Origin of the sequence: Zhurongbacter thermophilus (assembly GCF_026184435.1) — a bacterium.
Classification (GTDB): Bacteria; Coprothermobacterota; Coprothermobacteria; order Coprothermobacterales; family JAADFF01; genus JAADFF01.
The window spans coordinates 1,233,514-1,250,654 of sequence record NZ_CP046447.1 but is presented as its reverse complement, the minus strand read 5'-3'; the positions used below and the strand labels follow the sequence as shown (position 1 = coordinate 1,250,654).

18 protein-coding genes are annotated in these 17,141 nt (G+C 42.1%); 16 read left to right on the top strand and 2 right to left on the bottom strand.

Features of this window, described 5'->3' with window-relative positions; all coding sequences use genetic code 11:
- Window position 1 precedes the first annotated feature (1 nt).
- The 8 genes from def to GM182_RS06260 are packed head-to-tail and all read left to right on the top strand — an operon-like array spanning window position 2 to window position 5,853.
- A complete protein-coding gene (def, locus tag GM182_RS06295) occupies window positions 2–526 on the top strand; it encodes a peptide deformylase (protein WP_449186256.1) in 525 nt (174 codons plus the stop codon).
- Window positions 523–1,440 (top strand): methionyl-tRNA formyltransferase, encoded by a 918-nt coding sequence (locus tag GM182_RS06290; protein WP_449186255.1) that lies wholly within the window; start codon window positions 523–525, stop codon window positions 1,438–1,440. Before def ends, GM182_RS06290 begins: the two co-directional genes overlap by 4 nt.
- Entirely contained in the window at window positions 1,431–2,069 is a 639-nt protein-coding gene (locus GM182_RS06285) for a hypothetical protein (RefSeq protein ID WP_449186254.1), read from the top strand. The genes GM182_RS06290 and GM182_RS06285 overlap by 10 nt, the downstream gene beginning before the upstream one ends.
- Window positions 2,062–3,093 carry a dual-specificity RNA methyltransferase RlmN gene (gene rlmN, locus GM182_RS06280; RefSeq protein WP_449186253.1) on the top strand — a complete coding sequence of 344 codons (1,032 nt, stop codon included), beginning with the start codon at window positions 2,062–2,064 and terminating at the stop codon, window positions 3,091–3,093. Before GM182_RS06285 ends, rlmN begins: the two co-directional genes overlap by 8 nt.
- Complete coding sequence (locus tag GM182_RS06275; protein WP_449186252.1) at window positions 3,090–3,830, top strand: PASTA domain-containing protein; 741 nt, start codon at window positions 3,090–3,092, stop codon at window positions 3,828–3,830. The genes rlmN and GM182_RS06275 overlap by 4 nt, the downstream gene beginning before the upstream one ends.
- Window positions 3,793–4,713: a ribosome small subunit-dependent GTPase A gene (rsgA, locus tag GM182_RS06270; RefSeq protein WP_449186251.1), complete on the top strand. Its 921-nt coding sequence runs from the start codon at window positions 3,793–3,795 to the stop codon at window positions 4,711–4,713. The genes GM182_RS06275 and rsgA overlap by 38 nt, the downstream gene beginning before the upstream one ends.
- The gene (gene rpe / locus GM182_RS06265; protein ID WP_449186250.1) at window positions 4,686–5,390 is read left to right on the top strand and encodes a ribulose-phosphate 3-epimerase; all 705 of its coding nucleotides are present in this window, start codon (window positions 4,686–4,688) and stop codon (window positions 5,388–5,390) included. The genes rsgA and rpe overlap by 28 nt, the downstream gene beginning before the upstream one ends.
- The gene (locus GM182_RS06260) at window positions 5,335–5,853 is read left to right on the top strand and encodes a type IV pilin protein (protein ID WP_449186249.1); all 519 of its coding nucleotides are present in this window, start codon (window positions 5,335–5,337) and stop codon (window positions 5,851–5,853) included. The genes rpe and GM182_RS06260 overlap by 56 nt, the downstream gene beginning before the upstream one ends.
- Here GM182_RS06260 and GM182_RS06255 read toward each other — a convergent pair.
- Window positions 5,850–6,848 (bottom strand): NAD(P)H-dependent glycerol-3-phosphate dehydrogenase, encoded by a 999-nt coding sequence (locus tag GM182_RS06255; RefSeq protein WP_449186248.1) that lies wholly within the window; start codon window positions 6,846–6,848, stop codon window positions 5,850–5,852. The genes GM182_RS06260 and GM182_RS06255 overlap by 4 nt on opposite strands.
- Before the next feature lies 1 nt (window position 6,849).
- Window positions 6,850–8,154: an asparagine--tRNA ligase gene (gene asnS / locus GM182_RS06250; RefSeq protein WP_449186247.1), complete on the bottom strand. Its 1,305-nt coding sequence runs from the start codon at window positions 8,152–8,154 to the stop codon at window positions 6,850–6,852.
- A 120-nt stretch (window positions 8,155–8,274) separates the two neighbouring features.
- Here asnS and GM182_RS06245 point away from each other — a divergent pair, with 120 nt between their 5' ends.
- The 8 genes from GM182_RS06245 to GM182_RS06210 all read left to right on the top strand — a co-directional run bounded on the left by GM182_RS06245 (window position 8,275) and on the right by GM182_RS06210 (window position 17,140).
- Window positions 8,275–9,957 carry a uridine kinase family protein gene (locus GM182_RS06245; RefSeq protein ID WP_449187298.1) on the top strand — a complete coding sequence of 561 codons (1,683 nt, stop codon included), beginning with the start codon at window positions 8,275–8,277 and terminating at the stop codon, window positions 9,955–9,957.
- Window positions 9,947–10,855 (top strand): hypothetical protein, encoded by a 909-nt coding sequence (locus tag GM182_RS06240; RefSeq protein ID WP_449186246.1) that lies wholly within the window; start codon window positions 9,947–9,949, stop codon window positions 10,853–10,855. Before GM182_RS06245 ends, GM182_RS06240 begins: the two co-directional genes overlap by 11 nt.
- 113 nt (window positions 10,856–10,968) lie before the next feature.
- Window positions 10,969–12,663 (top strand): alpha-glucan family phosphorylase, encoded by a 1,695-nt coding sequence (gene glgP / locus GM182_RS06235; RefSeq protein ID WP_449186245.1) that lies wholly within the window; start codon window positions 10,969–10,971, stop codon window positions 12,661–12,663.
- 166 nt (window positions 12,664–12,829) lie between these two features.
- A complete protein-coding gene (locus GM182_RS06230) occupies window positions 12,830–14,422 on the top strand; it encodes a sodium:neurotransmitter symporter family protein (RefSeq protein WP_449186244.1) in 1,593 nt (530 codons plus the stop codon).
- 14 nt (window positions 14,423–14,436) lie between these two features.
- Window positions 14,437–14,679, top strand: coding sequence for a hypothetical protein (locus GM182_RS06225; RefSeq protein WP_449186243.1), 243 nt, complete (start codon window positions 14,437–14,439; stop codon window positions 14,677–14,679).
- A 71-nt stretch (window positions 14,680–14,750) separates the two neighbouring features.
- Window positions 14,751–15,545, top strand: coding sequence for a hypothetical protein (locus tag GM182_RS06220; protein ID WP_449186242.1), 795 nt, complete (start codon window positions 14,751–14,753; stop codon window positions 15,543–15,545).
- On the top strand, window positions 15,532–16,470 hold the full coding sequence (locus tag GM182_RS06215) for a YihY/virulence factor BrkB family protein (RefSeq protein WP_449186241.1): 939 nt from the start codon (window positions 15,532–15,534) through the stop codon (window positions 16,468–16,470). Before GM182_RS06220 ends, GM182_RS06215 begins: the two co-directional genes overlap by 14 nt.
- A complete protein-coding gene (locus GM182_RS06210) occupies window positions 16,370–17,140 on the top strand; it encodes an inositol monophosphatase family protein (RefSeq protein WP_449186240.1) in 771 nt (256 codons plus the stop codon). Before GM182_RS06215 ends, GM182_RS06210 begins: the two co-directional genes overlap by 101 nt.
- Window position 17,141 lies beyond the last annotated feature (1 nt).

The following is a 17,141-nucleotide window of genomic DNA, read 5'->3' as shown; positions in this document are numbered from 1 at the left end:
TATGGAGATAGTTGTTCTCGGTGAACCTGTCTTGAGAAAGAAGGCAGAGAAGATTATTCGTTTTGATGAGGATCTTAGACGTCTTGTAGCTCGTATGTTCAAAGCTATGTATGAAGGTGGCGAGACTGGTGGTGTGGGCCTTGCAGCACCGCAGATAGGGATATCCAAGTCTTTATTTGTATACGATATTGGTGGTAAAAGTGGTGTAATGATTAACCCCAAGATTGTTTCTCATTCGAAAGAAACAGAGGTGGGAGAAGAAGGATGCCTCAGTGTACCCGGTGTGTATGGTCCTGTTGAGCGATATAAATGGGTTGTGGTTGAGTATCAAGATGTAGCAGGAAAAAAGAAAAAAGAGAAGTTTGTAGACTTTGATGCAAGGGTTGTCCAGCATGAAATGGACCACCTTCAGGGTATCTTGTTTATCGATAAAATTACAGATTGGTCTCTTGTTGATGTAAGACCTTTTGCCTTTAAGTATCCTACAGTTGTAAAGTTGCTTGAAGATAAGGGGGTTCTGAGGTGAAGGTTGCTATTTTTGCCAGCGGAGAGTTTGCATTACCTATTACTCAGCACCTTAAAGATAAGGGAGAGCTCGCATTAGTGTTTACCAAGACGGACAAGCCCAAGGGTAGGGGAATGAAACTGAAACCTACGCCTGTGGCAGAGCTTGTTGATGGTGATGTGGAAGTGATTAAATCAGACAGGTTAAACAGAGACCTATTTCAGCAATATCTTACATATGATGTTGATGTGGCCGTAGTTATAGATTATGGTATATATATTCCATCGTACTTTTACGGTGAAAAGGCACCATTTATGGTTAATGTTCACCCGTCTCTGCTCCCACGTTGGAGAGGACCGGCACCTATCCAGTGGACAATATATAGTGGTGATACGAAGACAGGTATTACCTTCCACAAAGTGGCCAAGGAAATAGATGCAGGTGATATTTTGTATCAGATAGAGTATCCCCTTACAGGAAGAGAAAAGGCTACCCAACTCGAAGAAATGCTCGCCAATAAGGTTCCCGCGGTTTGGGAGACGTTTATAGATTTGTATAAAAAGGGAAAGATAGAGCCTATACCTCAAGGGGAAAATTATACATATGCACCTATGTTCGAAAAGTCTATGTTTCATATAGATTTTAGAAAACCATGTGATGAAATTGATAGACTTATCCGCTCGCTTGCCGATGTTCCCGGTGCATATGGTATCTTTAAAGGGAAGAGGGTAAAGATACTATATGGTGAATGCGAAAGTACAGGGTCTCATGGAGAGGTCGGTAGCGTTATATGGGCCGATAAAGACAGATTTGGTATACAGACGGGTAGGGGTGTTTATATTCCCCTTGAACTGAAGCCCGAGGGTAAGAAGGCCATGTCTGTAGAAGATTTTATTAGGGGGTATAAGCCGGAGGTTGGTGACATTTGGTCTTAGATTTTTATAGTACATTACTGCTAATAACGGGGCTTTATCTGCTGTGGAATATTGTTTGGTATGGTTGGCATATTGGTGCTATTGGTGCTAAAGGTGTTTTGCCTGTTTCTCCTTCCCATATTGCGAAGGAATTTTTGTTTCCATTTGTAACGGTTGTTGTCAAGAGAAGGTTTCCTACAATGTTTTACTATGAAGATAAGGGAAGGGTGCTTATTATCCCTAAGTTCTTTATGGGAGATATTAAATTAGGCAAACAAGTATGTCTGCTATTTATCATTGGTAGGGTATTACAGTCTCTATCTGGTGAATGGTTTGTACCTATTCGTAGATGGTTTGAGATTATTGCTAAGTGGCTGTTTATATTCTCGCCTGTTTTATGGTGGATAGGTGGTAAACCAGCGTTAGCATGGGATTTGTTTATTATCGTTGTGCTACTGTTGTTTGTTGCATACTGGGATACAGACGGATATATTAGAGCTCTCATTATGTATACACAACAAGCAGATCTTTCAGAGGAGATACAAGATTACCTTCACTCTTTACGCTTTTATCCGTTTTCTTTGTTCCTTGTACTCCGAACTCCTCTTGATATTATTGCCGTTGTGGGAGGGAGAAATAAAAGTGGATAAGAAATTAATTATGGATTATAGTCTCGATGAACTCAAGACCATTTTGCAAGAGGCGGGCTTTCAAGGATATAGGGCTAAGCAGATATGGGATTGGATGTATGGTAAGTTTGTAGGTTCTTTTGATGAAATGGCCAATATTCCCAAGACACTCAGAGAATATTTGAAAGAACATTTCTATTTGTCGCCGTATGATATTGTAGAAGCGTCTGAGGGCACAGATAGTACTAAGTATCTTCTCCGTTCGAAGATAGATGGAGAACTGATAGAAGCCGTGTATATGAATTTTGAAGGTAAAGATGATACTTGGCATACAGCATGCATTTCCGTGCAGGTGGGATGTCCTGTGGGTTGTAAGTTTTGCCAGACAGGACTTAGTGGTTTTTCACGTAACCTTACAGCTGGTGAAATTATAGGGCAGATATGGATTTTTGAGCACATGAAAAAAGAGGTTGACCGCATCGTATTTATGGGAATGGGAGAACCTCTTTTGAACTTTGATAATGTGTATAAGTCTATCAAAGTTTTTACCGATAAAAGGGCATTTGGTATGTCTCCCCGTAGAATTACTCTCTCTACTGTTGGTATTATTGAGGGTATGAAAAAGCTTCTTGATAGCGATTTAAAGGTGCATTTGGCTGTTTCAGTGCATGCTCCATTGCATGATTTGAGAATGTCACTTGTTCCAGTAGAGGATTCTAATCCCATAGATAAGGTGCTCGATATGGCTCATCAGTATGCTAAAGATAGAGGTGTTAGACTAACAGCTGAATATGTCATGCTCGATGGTATTAATGATTCCTTAGAGCATGCAGAAGCATTGGCAAGGCTTCTGAGAGGGAAAGTCAAACGCATTAATCTTATTCCCTACAATGATACATTTGCCGGTTTTCGTAGGCCACCTGAGGAAAGAATATTAGCCTTTCAAAACCACCTTAAAGATAAGGGCTTTATTGTTACAGTGAGAAAATCTGTGGGTAAAGATGTCGATGCAGCCTGTGGCATGCTTAGGAGGCGAAACCTATGAGAAAAGTTTTAAGATATCTTGTTCATGTTCTACTCCTAGCCACGCTTATATGGGGTGTTATTGGGCTTGGTATGTATTACTGGTTAACAGATAGAGAAAGAGTTTCTGTAGGTCGTAGGGCTCCTGATGTTTCAGATATGTATATTTCTGATGCCATTACCAAGCTGTGGGAAAGCGATTTATCCTTTGACATTAAACCTATACAGGCAGATATTAGTGTCGGCTATGTTGTGGCCCAAATACCTGTTCCCGGTACTTTGATGGGTAGTGGTGAGAAGGTCACACTTATTGTCAGCACAGGGCTGAATACGGCTACGGTACCAGCTGTAGTGGGTATGGATGCAGCTGATGCTATCAAGAAAGTCAGAGATGCAGGTCTTCGGGTTAAAGATGTTATTGAGGTGCCCGATGGTGGTAATTTTGTTGTGAAATCCATAACTCCGGGACCGGGTTCCAAACTGGCCTTGGGTGAGGGTGTTGTTCTTACCGTATCTATTCCTGAAGAGGTAAGAGTCCCTTATGTTGTAGGATTACCACTACCTATAGCTGAAAAGAAGATTACAGATGTAGGGTTAAAGGTTGGCAAGATTACATATAAGTATGTTGAGGGTATCAAACTTGAGACGGTAAAGGCACAATTCCCCCGTTCAGGTATATACAGATGGAAAGGTGAAACAGTAGATTTGGAGGTGTGGACTGGTGACTATCAGAAGACTGTCCAGAGTGATCAAAATTGATAGATATAATGCTTGGGTTGAAATAGATGGAGAGGAAAAGTATGCCCATGTAAGAAAAAGAGTACTTAGAGATACGGGCATATATCCCGGTGATTATGCATGGGTATCTGAGGTTATCAGAGGTAGAGAATACGCTGTTGAAAAGATTGTGCCCCGTAAAAACATTTTGAAAAGACCTACTGTGGCCAATGTATCCAAGGCTATATATGTTCACACCTTCAAACAGCCTGAGGGTTACCTCTTTTATCTTGACCTGTTTCTCATGAATGTTATACACGAACATATCAAACCTTATATTGTCGTCAATAAGGTAGACCTCCTTTCCGATGAGGAACTTCAGTATGCTAAGGAGGTTATGAAGACATATGAGAATTTAGGCTATCCTGTGATATGGACATCGGTTGAAAAAAAAGAGGGTATAGAAGAGCTTAAGGCCCTACTTGACAAAGGAACTATTGTATTTGCCGGTATGTCAGGTGTGGGTAAGAGTTCTCTTATCAATACTATGTACGGCTTAAATCTATCTGTTGGTGCGGTGTCGGAGAAGATTGGTAGGGGAAGACATACGACAACATATACTAAGCTTATAAGGGTTGGTGAAAAGACCTATGTTGTTGATACCCCCGGTTTTTCCCTTCTTGAGGTGCCAGACGATATAGAGGTGAAAGAGGTATCCAGTGGTTTTCCGGAAATTGCAGAGAGAGAGCATCTATGTGCTTACCCCGGTTGTCTCCATGTTGATGAGCCGGGGTGTGCTGTTAGAGAGGCTGTGGAAAAGGGAGAAATAGCACTACATAGATATGAAAGCTATCTCAAGATTCTTGAGGCTGTAAAGGAAAAGGAGGAAGAGAGAAAATGGCGTCGCAGAAAAAAGAGGAGATAAGAAATCTTGCCCCTGTTATAGAACCTTCTATACTTTCAGCAGATTTTGTTACTTTAGGAAATGCTATTCAGACACTAATCGATAATGGTCTAAAGATGCTCCATATAGATGTCATGGATGGTCACTTTGTGCCTAACCTTGCTATAGGTCCCCAGATACTGGGGTCTCTCAAGAAACATTTTCCGGATATTATCTACTCTGTTCACCTAATGATAGAGCATCCAGCCCAGTACATCGATGTTTTTGCCGATGCCGGTGCAGATATTGTTACCGTTCATGTAGAAGCCGAGAATCATCTTGACAGAACGCTTAATTATATTAAAGATAAAGGACTTCTTGCTGGGGTCTCCCTTAACCCTGCGACACCTATATCTGCTATCCAGATGGTAATGCCCTTTGTTGATGTGATACTTGTCATGACAGTCAACCCCGGTTTCGGTGGTCAGAAACTTATACCCTATGCCCTTGATAAGGTAAGGGTGTTGTCTGAGATTAGAAGGGAGCCTGAATATAACTACCTCATTGAGGTTGATGGAGGGGTTAAGCATCATAATCTTGAAAATGTTCTTGAGAAGGGAGCAGACCTTATTGTTATGGGTAGTGCCATTATGGGGGCAAGTGATGTTAAAGAGGCATTTGTATCGGCAGAAAATATTGCAGAGTCCCTTAGACGATAGTGGATTTGCCCTGGTAGAGCTTCTTGTTGTCATTGTTATATTGGGTATACTTCTGGCCATTGCTTTACCTCGCTATGAAAATGCCATACAAGTGGCCAAGATAAAGGCGCATATGGAAAATGTTCACAACATATTGATGAAAGCCGAAGAATATGCTCTTATTCGAGAGATGGAAGGTAAACGTCCGTATCCATACTTTGCTACCACACCTACCTCTTGCGGGGAATCTAATCTGTGGGAGTGGACACTTGCTTTGGGCCTGACAGGCTGGGGAGACAAAGCGAATCCTTTGGCATTTGATCATCCTCCAATCTGTCCCTTAAATGGAAAACCTTATGCCTTTACAGACTGTGTATATGATATTCCCGGTATAAAATCCTGCGACAAAGGGTATGCCCATCTCATATACTATTTGTCTCCAGATGGTTATAGTCCACCTGTGGTTATATATTGCAAGCCTTAGTTTTCTTCAATACCCCAAAATTCCTTCTTTGGTGGACGAGATAGTAGGTCGGCGAGTACCCTGCGTATTGGTTTTCCTTCGTGTAAAACAGAGGCTACGGCATCAACAATGGGTGTTTCTACACTCAGCTCGTGAGAAAGTTTTTTCATTGCCAGTGAGGTTTTGTATCCTTCAGGATATCCTTTGAGCCTTGAGAGGGCGTCATCTACACTCAGACCTCTGCCTATGTTCCAACCCAATGAATAGTTTCTCGATTCTTTAGATGAGCATGTCAGAATAATATCTCCTACACCGGCCAGTCCCATAAAAGTTTTCATTTGAGCTCCTAGTGCTATACCAAGTCTTGTCAATTCGGCTACCCCTCGTGTTATAAGTGCTGCCCTTGTGTTTTCTCCCAGTCCTAACCCAGCAACGGCACCACTAGCAATAGCAAGTACATTTTTATATGCACCTGCCAGTTCTACTCCAACAAGGTCTTCGGCACTATATATTCTTAGTGCTGGAGTCGACCAATCCTTTATCAGCTGACATGTGTGTTTTTCTGGACCCACTAGTACAACAGCTGTGGGGAAACCCTTGAGTATTTCTCTAGCAAATGATGGCCCAGACAAGGCTAAGAAAGTGCCTAGGGGGAATATCTCTCTAAATATCTCATGGGCAAACATGCCCGTGTCTACCTCAATACCCTTTGAGGTATTGATGATAATGGGGTTTTCTATGTGCTCTTTTAGTTTGCCCCAAACATTTCTCAGATATGGTGTGGGTACAGCTGAAATGATATGTGGAGCGTTAGCAACAAGACTCATATCATTGGTAGCTTTGAGGTCATATGGCAGTAGAAACTCGCTCATGTGTTTGGGGTTGCGATGATGTGCATTGATATGTTCTACAAGCTCAGGGTCTCTTCCCCACCACAGCACATCATAGCCCAGCTTGTAAAAATGGGCAGCGAGGGCTGTGCCCAAGCTGCCCGTTCCCAGTATTCCTATCTTCACTTTACGGCACCATCCTGTGAAGCATTCTTGGGAATGGAATGGTCTCTCTAATGTGTGGTAGTTTGGCTATCCAGGCTACTGTTCTTTCAAGACCCAGTCCAAAACCAGAGTGAGGTACTGTTCCATACTTTCTCAGGTCAAGATACCACTGATAATCTTCTTCGGGAAGTCCCCACTCCTGGATACGCTGCTTGAGAAGGTCATAATCATATATACGTTCACTACCACCTATAATTTCACCGTAGCCCTCTGGTGCAAGAAGGTCTGCTGCAAGTACTACTTCAGGCCTATTCGGATCAGGTTGCATATAAAAAGCCTTCATCTTGGTGGGGAAGTGGGTAATAAATACGGGTTTGTCAAACTTATTGGAGATATATGTTTCATGTGGTGCTCCAAAGTCTTCTCCCCACTCTATCTTTTCAAGCTCTGGGTCGCCAGACTTCTTCAGCATTTCTATAGCTTCATCATATGTAACACGGGGGAATGGTGGTTTAACCTTTTCCAGTGGCTCAATAGGTCTTTCGAGTATTTCAAGTTCGTTTCTGCGGTTTTTCAGCACTCTTTCAACAATGTATGAAACCATGTTTTCCTGTATCTCAAGGTTTTCTTCAAAGGTTACCCATGCCATTTCAGGTTCTACCATCCAAAACTCAAGTAAGTGTCTTCTCGTCTTAGATTTTTCTGCTCTAAAGGCAGGACCAAAGCAATAGACTTTGCCGTGTGCCATAGCAGCAGCTTCCATGTATAGCTGACCACTTTGAGACAGATATGCCTTATCGCCGTGGTAATCTACCTCAAACAGCGTTGTTGTTCCCTCAGCGGCAGATGATGTGAGAATAGGGGCATCGATTCTTACAAACCCCTGCTCTCTGAGAAAGTCCATAATGGCGCTCTGTATCTCATCTCTAATACGCATAATAGCCCACTGCTTTTTGGAGCGTAGCCATAGATGTCTGTGGTCCATAAGGAACTCGACACCGTGAGATTTCTTTGTAATGGGGTAGCCATCGGCTATCTGGAAGATTTCAATGTCTGTAACATCAAGCTCATATCCTCCGGGGGCTCTCTTTTCCTCCCTCACTGTGCCTCTAACGATCAGAGAGGTTTCCAGTGTGAGGTCATCAAATTTATCCCATACCTCTTCAGGCAGATTGTTTTTCACCATAACACCCTGAACAATGCCGCTACCATCTCTAACGAGAATAAACCTTACCTTACCAATATCTCTCTTGTTGTAAAGCCAGCCTTTTAGTTCTACCTCTTGGCCAACATATTTTCCTAAGTCTGCAACCCTGTATTTCTGCATATGTCACACCTCCGTGCCTTTTTTCTAATTATATCTGTTTTATACCTAACACCATGTGGTGGTAGAATATCTATACGCTTATAAAGAAAGTTTATCCCAGTCTTAGGAGGTGAAGCAGTGATGGATGGAAAGGTGTTTGTAACAGTAGAGAAGGGTATGCGTGTAGAAGTACCAGAGGGCACCAAGATTTTAGATGTTCTTCCCCAGGTTAAAGACCTCATTGAGGAAAAGTATGGTTCTCTTGATAATGTTGTTGCTGCAAGGGTAGATGGTCACCTTGTAGACCTTCACTATAAACTGATAAGGGATGTTAAGCTTGATTTTATAGATGCACACACTGTAACAGGACGTCGTATCATTGAAAGAAGCTATGTGTTTCTTCTAACCCTTGCCGCTCGTGATGTGCTGGGCAATGAAAATGTTCTTGTGGAGCATTCTTATAACCAGGGACTTTATGGCAGACTTCGTGACAGAGAGATCACATATAGTGAAATTGAACAGATTAAAGAGAAGATGTGGGAATATGTCAAGAAGGCTATCAAGTTTGAGTTTGTGGAGATGGACAGAAAAGAGGCTATAGAGCTGTTTAAGAAGGAAAATCGTGATGATAAGGTTAGACTCTTTGAAACGATGTATACCAAGACGGTCACTTTATACAAGGCCGAAGGTACTGATTACTATGATTATGTGTTCCTGCCACTTGTCCCAGATACCAGCTATCTTAATGCATTTGACCTGATCATATATCCACCGGGCTTTGTACTTGTTCTTCCCGAGCCTAAGAACTACCGTAAACCTGCTAAGTTTGAAGAAATTGTTATGCTCTATAAGGCATTTCAGGAACATAGAAACTGGCTTTCTCTTATGGGACTTCCCGATGTTGGTGCTCTCAATAAGATGATTGTTTCCGGTAAGGCTAAGGAGATAATAATGGTGGCAGAAGCTCTACAGGAGAAGAAGATAGCCGAGATTGCCGATAAGATAGCTGAGAATATCAGTGATGTCAGACTTGTGCTTATTGCCGGACCCTCTTCTTCTGGCAAGACAACTTTCTCTAAGAGGTTGGGTATCCAGCTCAGGGTCAATGGTATCAATCCGATTGTCATATCTACCGATGACTACTTTGTGCCCAGAGACAAGACACCCAGAGATGAAGAGGGTAGACCAGATTTTGATAGCATTGAGGCTATGGATGTGGAGTTCTTTAACCAGCAGCTTATGGCACTTCTGAAGGGTGAGGAGATAGAACTACCAAGATACAACTTTATACGAGGTGTTAGAGAGCCCTCTGGTAAATTTGTGAAGCTTGACAAGAATAGTGTCATTGTTGTAGAAGGTATTCATGCTCTTAATCCTATTACCACAGCTCAGGTGCCCGGATATACGAAGTTTAAGATATATGTTAGTGCTCTGACACAGCTCAATATAGATGACCATAATCGCATACCTACTACAGATGCCCGTCTCATTCGCCGTATGGTGAGAGATAGTCTGTTTAGGGGATATGGTGTTATAGATACCCTTAGACAGTGGCCACTGGTGAGGAGGGGAGAAGATAGATATATCTTCCCATATCAAGAAGAGGCCGATGTATTCTTTAACTCGGCACTACCATATGAGCTTAGTGTTCTTAGACCACTGGTAGAGCCACTTTTACAAGCTGTGCCCAAACTGTATCCCGAGTATGCTGAGGCAGAGAGACTTCTTAAGTTCATCAGACACTTTGAGCCATTGTCTACGACATTTGTACCTCGCACCTCACTTCTTAGAGAGTTTGTGGGAGGTAGTCTTTTTGAATACTAAGGTATCACGTAAGGGCAAATGGAAATTCTTGCTGGTGGCGGTGCTTATTGTAAGCGCCGCCGCTGTTTTGATATACTACCGCACACGGGTAGAACATGTTGTAATGAATCCTCCTCTAAGAGGCTATGTGAAAACTGCTGACGATTTTGATGGTTTTAGCAGTTTATATGATGCCATTTCATCTATGAAAGGTTACGATGTTTCTTACGATGAGTTTATGAAAATTCTTACCAGATGGGGAAAGATGCACGGAGGGCAACCGGTACAGTATGGTCAGATTCGTACACTTGACTTTGCCGCTTCGATATTCAGAGATATAGGATATGATACCCTTGCCAAGACCTACTCTGGCAATCCCACACTTCGCCTTGCTGTGTTTGGTAAGTGGATAGATGGCAAGCTTCATCTTGTTGCCATCTTTCGGTATTCTGGTATCCCGGATATGGATGACAGTCCAGACTACATGGGTTTTAGATGGTGGGATTCTTTCTTTGCCGTAGATAGGGCAACAGGTTACATTCATATGAAGTATGTTATGGGTACAAGCACAGTGCCAAGAGGATACTTTGACCAACCTATCCCCTCTGTAGGTCTTCCAGCTACTGCCTACTATACAAAGTTTTATGAGCGGTTTTTAAAGAGACAGGCTATCTGGTGGGGTAATTATCTTGTCAATACCGATATGTGGTATGCCGACTGGGGCGTATTGTATATAGTATTATCTCCTTTAGAAGATTTCCAGTGCAGTAGTGTATCGTTTGATTTTATTCATTCGTTTATGTCTTCAGGACTTGATATTGATTTTCATCAGGTATTGGGACAGGTAGATGTTGTTCTTAATCCTCCTAAAGGGTCTACCGCCTATTATTTGCCTCTAAAGGTATGCAAGCCTAAGTAATTTATGCATATTTTCACAGCATAAATATATTTAAGCGTCTTTCTTTTGTTCTATATCCCCACTGTTTGCTGTATAACAAAACTGTAAGGATAACTACTTGGAGGTGGGGATGTATGAAACAACCACGTGTTGCATATCTTAGTGTTGAGTTTGGAGCACATCCTGATTGGCCTATTTATGCAGGAGGCCTTGGTGTGCTTGCAGGCGATATTTTAAAAACTGCCAGTGATTTGCATTATCCGCTTATTGGACTGGGACTTTTCTATCATAATGGTTACTTCACTCAAATTATAGAAGATGGTAAGCAGAGAGAAGAGTATCCGTATTATCATCCAAGAGACTTCGGCATGACAGAGGTGTACAAAGGAGAATTTACCCTTGGCGATGAGACCGTACATTATATTGTATGGCGTGCCATGGTAGGAAGGGTGCCCCTGTATCTTATTGACAGTGAGCTTCATGAAAATACACCTGAATGGAAGACAACAACCTATAAGCTTTATACAGCTGATAGACCGGAGCGTATTAGACAAGAAATTCTACTGGGTATAGGTGGAGCTCAATTCCTTAGAGAAGTGTATCCTGGTTATGACGTATGGCATCTTAATGAAGGACATTCTGCCTTTTCAGGACTTGCACTGCTGCGAGAGTTTCTCATAGCAGGTATGGATTGGGAAGAGGCACTTCAGCGTGTGAGAAGACACCTCGTCTTTACAACTCATACCCCTGTTCCAGCAGGTAATGAGGTCTTTGATGTTTCCCTTGCTGAGAGGTATTTAAGAAAGTGGTGGGAAGAGTCTGGTCAGCCATGGGATAAAGTTCTTGATCTTGCCAGTGTTCAGACTGAAGGTGGACTTAGTATGACAGTTATAGCCATAAGACTTGCCGGTTTGACCAATGCTGTTAGTAAAAAGCACGGTGAGGTTTCCAGGAATATGTGGAAGCACATCTTTGATGTACCCCGTGCCGACGATGTGCCTATATTCCACATTACCAATGGTGTACATGTGCCCACATGGGCTGGAGATCAGATGCGTGAGATTATGAGTGATGTAGGTGGTGAGGGTTGGGAAACAGAAGTTGATAACATCGACTTCTGGAGCTCGGTGATTCTTCGTAAGAACCATATAAAGCTGGCTAAATCTCTTCAGAAAAAGAGGCTGCTTCTTTACCTGAGACGTATGGGTGTGAGGTGGAATGAAGATGATCTCATAGTAGGCTTTGCCAGGAGAGTAGCTCCCTATAAGAGGGCTGACCTCATAGCCAGAGATCCTGATAGACTAGGTAAACTCCTTGACCAAGGCCTTCGTATTATCTACTCTGGTAAAGCACATCCTGCAGATGCTAAAGGACATGAGATTATAGAAAACCTACATGCCACTATTGAGCGTTATGGTTGGCAAGATAAGATTGTCTATGTGCCTAACTACAATATGGATGTTGCCAGCTATCTTGTTGGCGGTGTAGATCTATGGCTGAATAACCCTATTCCTCCTAAGGAGGCCAGTGGTACATCTGGTCAGAAGATTATTTACAATGCCGGTCTTAATATATCTATTCTTGATGGTTGGTGGATAGAGGGATATGATGGCATGAACGGATGGGGATGGGAAGGTACTGGTGATGACAGAGATGCAGAGGCACTTATCACACTCATGGAACAGGCATATCTCATATACAGAAAGCATAAACAGTTCTGGTGGGAGATGGTAGAGCATTCGTTCTTGACACTGGCACCGCAGTTTAATACTGTTCGTATGTTCAAAGAGTACATAGACAAGATGTATATGAAGGTAAAAACTATCTAAATCGGATTTGTTAAAAGAGGGATATTTAAAGTGTTTGAGCAATATATAATGCTCATAAAATCCATCTTTTAGCTATCTGGTTGCATAAATATGCTGCTTAATATATAATGTTAATAAGACCTAGCCCTACGCCGTAGCATGAAAATATTTTGAGGGGGTGAAGTATATGGCAGAAACCCGTGACACTTGGGGAACGAAGATTGGTCTTATTCTTGCCATGGCCGGTAATGCTGTAGGTCTTGGTAACTTCTGGCGTTTCCCGTATCAGGCCGCTTCTAATGGTGGCGGTAGTTTTATGATTCCTTACTTCTTTGCCCTGTTCCTTTTGGGTATCCCACTAATGCTTGTTGAGTGGACCCAGGGTCGTACAGGTGGTAAGTATGGACATGGTACTGTTGCACCAATGCTGTATCTCCACGCAAGAGAAGCTGTTAGTCCATCAGCAGCTGCTATTATCGGTGCTCTTGGTGGTATGTTTGCATTCTCCGTTATGGCACTTCTGACCTCTTACTATTCTCAGATTATTGGTTGGACACTTGGTTATTCTTATCTCTCCCTTACTGGTGCCTATATGGATAAGGCCGTTAATACAGGACAGTTCTTCGTTAATTACATTCAGAATCCTGTGTATGTCTTTGTTTTCTGGGGTATTGCCCTTGTTCTTATGGCATATACCGTTTCCGGAGGTGTTCAGGGCGGTATTGAAAAGTGGGCATCTGTTATGATGCCAATTCTGTATGTATTTGGTGTTATCTTGGCTATCAGGGCTATTACCCTTGGAGCACCTGTGAAGCCAGAGTGGTCTGCTATTAAAGGACTTGATTACTTGTGGGAACCCAGATGGGCTGATCTGACATGGAAATCTGCACTTGCCGCTGCAGGTCAGATATTCTTCACATTGTCCGTCGGTATGGGTATTATTCAGAACTATGCATCTTATCTGAAACCCGATGATGACATTGTGTTGTCTGGTCTTGCAACAGTATCTCTTAACGAGTTTGCAGAGGTTATTCTTGGTGGTTCTATTGCTATTCCTATAGCCTATGCATATCTTGGTCCTAAGGGCGTAGGTGCTGGTGTAGGTCTGTCATTTATTTCTCTGCCTAATGTCTTTAGAGATCTTCCTGGTGGTCAGCTGTGGGGAGCCATGTGGTTCTTCCTCCTGTTCATTGCCGGTTTCACTTCTGCTATAGCTATGTTCAACTATCTTGCAGCTATGCTTGAAGAGGATGCCGGTATCAACAGAAGAGTTGGTGCTTATGTTGCAGCATTGACATTCTTCATTATTGGTCTTCCTGTTGCACTTGAGCCAATTCTCACAAAGACGGCCGACTTGGCATATCTTACAGAGCTTGACAACTGGGTTGGTTCTTACTTCCTCGTTGTACTTGGTCTTATAGAGGTTCTCGTTACAGCTACCATGTGGGGACATGGTGCATGGGAAGAGATGAACAGAGGCGCTTATGTCAAAGTTCCAAAATGGTACTTCGACATATTTATGAGATGGATTACACCTATCTACATTGCCGTTATCCTGTTCTTCTCTACACTCGACTATGCCAAAGGTGGATACTTCTCCTTCAATCCTGATACATTGGTGAAATATCTGGGCGTTGATCCTAAGCTTGGTCCTTGGGTTCTTACAGCTCGTATTGTCATCATAGTTGTTCTTGTAATTGGTTTCTTTGTCAGCTACAAGTCTATCAAGAGATCTTATGGTGAGGAAATTGCCCAGGGCAAGGTCCTCATTCGTAGATAAGGGGGTGACCCATTATGGCATGGATAGGATTGATACTATTTTTAGCAGGTGTTGCTTACGGTTGGGTTGCCAGTAATGTTTGGGTGAAGTTGGTATCTGCCTTTATCGTTGGTGGTATTGGCTGGTACATGACCATGACAGCACTGGGTATGTCAAAATCTTCTGCCGCATTTATGGCTTTGGCATGGGCATTCATTTTCTGGTTTGTAGATGCCACAGTGCCAACATTGACAACTATCGATTCGGCAGGCAAATAAGAGAGGTATTATTTGGTAGAATAAAGCCGTGGGTATTTACCCACGGCTTTTTCTTTTAGGAGGTGACATGTGTGTCAGTAGATATAAAGAAGGGAAAACTCTTGGATATCTTGGAAGAGTACAGAAAAAAGGTTGAGGCATCACCATTACTTACAGATAAGCAGAAGGAAAAACTGCTAAAGAAATGGGAAGAGGTAAAAAAGAAATATGAAGAGGCCCAGTTTGTCAAGAAGTTTGATGAGAGACTAAATGAGGTTTATAAAGGTGTGGTAAATTATTGGGAAAATAAGCTTTCTCCTATTCTTGAAACTGATTCTCCAGATGAAATTTTGAATATTCTCACCGAGGTTATGGGTGAAAAGGCGGCAAAGAATGTGGAGAAAATGCTAAAGAAGAATCCGTCTAATGTTGTATACAAGATAGCTATGTCTTTCCTTACATATCTTGAGGGCGCCCTTTATGATTTTTCTGACAAGAAAAGAGAGTTAGATAAACTGTATACTTGGACAACACTGTTTGGTATTACATTTTTCTTGGGTCTTCCTGCCTCGGGTTTGTTTGACAAGATAACTTTTATTACTGCTATGGTGTTTGTTCTTCCATACTTTGCCGGTAGAGGTGCTTTAAGAAGGAGATCGAAGTCTGGTTGGTTCCTATTGGCCCTTATGATACCTATGGGACTCTTTGCCGGTGCTATGACACTAAGAAGTGTTCTTTATACCCCTGTTATTCAAGAAGTGTTATCATACCACAATGCTATTAGTAAGGTTCTGGTGCTTTCGATGATTTTTGCCGGAGTCCTTCTGTTCTTTGTGTCTATTTATTACGCCTATCTCATGTGGCGATACAGAGATGCGTTTGTTTAATATAGATGGTATATGGAAAAAGTGGTATGACAAAGGTTGTTTAATACTTGCCAAGTTGGGCAATGATAGATTAGGTATCTCGGCGGCAGCTATTGCTTACTTTACATTTTTCTCGCTTATTCCCCTTCTCCTTGTTTTTATGTGGTTATTTTCGCTATGGGGAGCAGATTCACTGAAAGAGATTATTATGCATGGTATACCCAAACTTGTTCCTGTGTCAGGTGAGTTCTTAGAGCATTTGCTGGAAGAAGCTATGTCTATAAAAACATGGGGTTTCTTGGGTATTATTCCCCTTGCATGGACGGGTACATCGTTGTTTTATCTTGTAGAACAGATGGTAAATTCTGTATGGGGTTTTCCCTCTAAGGGTATATGGAAGGGCAGATTGTGGGGTACGGCCATAGTTTTTGCATTTTTATTGTTTGCCGTATTTCAGCCTGTTCTTCTATATATCTCCAGACTGTTTAATCTATTCGAGAAGATGCTTGGTATTCAAGGTAATTCGCTAATGGTATGGATATTGTCAGGTATAGATAGATGGCTTCTTATGTTTGTTGTATATAGTGTTATATATTATCTTGCTCCAACACGGAGAATTAGAGTCAAGTATGCTGTGGCATCCGCTGCTGTTGCAACATTGGGTACGATACTACTTGAGTGGATTTTTGTTACCTATATTACTATGGGGCGAATTTTTCAGCTGTATAGGGTTATAGCCGATGTGATGTTCTTGTTGTTTTGGTTCTACCTTATGGGGTATATTATCCTAATAGGAGCAGAAGTTGGTTATTTCCTTTATCATATAGACAGAGGTGATTTGTGGGATGAACTTAATAAATTTAGCGATAGATGCCGCATTAAAAGGGGGACAGGTAGCGAAGACATATTTCAGGAAACCTCTGGAGTATCGTCAGAAGAGTCCTGATGACTTTGTTTCTGAAGCGGATGTTGCCGTAGAGCAGACTATAAGAGAAATTCTTCTCACTGCAGAAGGTATAGGTTGGCATGGTGAAGAGACAGGTGAGAGTGGCGATAGGGCTAAATACTGGCTTGTAGATCCGATAGATGGCACGGCCAATTTTATAAGAGGTGTGCCTATTTATGCAATATCTATTGCACTGATGGATGGGAATGTTCCCACACTTGGTGTTATTTATTTTCCGGAGAGAGAAGAACTGTTTTATGCCGAAATGGGTAAAGGAGCTTATATGAATGGTAAGCCTATAAAGGTGTCTGGTCGTACGAAACTTGAAGGAAGTATTATTGCAACTGGATTTCCATTCAGGAAAAAGCATCTATTTGATGGTTACACAAGGGTGTTTACCACCCTTTATCCTTATATAGGCGACTTGCGCCGCATGGGGGCTGCAGCCATAGATCTTGCCTACAGCGCTGCCGGTATCTTTGACGGATTTTTTGAGTTTGGACTTTCTCCTTGGGATATTGCTGCAGGTATTCTCCTTGTCAAAGAGGCCGGTGGTAGCGTGTATACCTTTGCCGGTAGTGATATATGGGATACAGGCAATATTATTGCAGGTACTCCTGTTATTGCCTCTGATATCAAACATATGATAGATATGGCGCTAGGTGATTGAC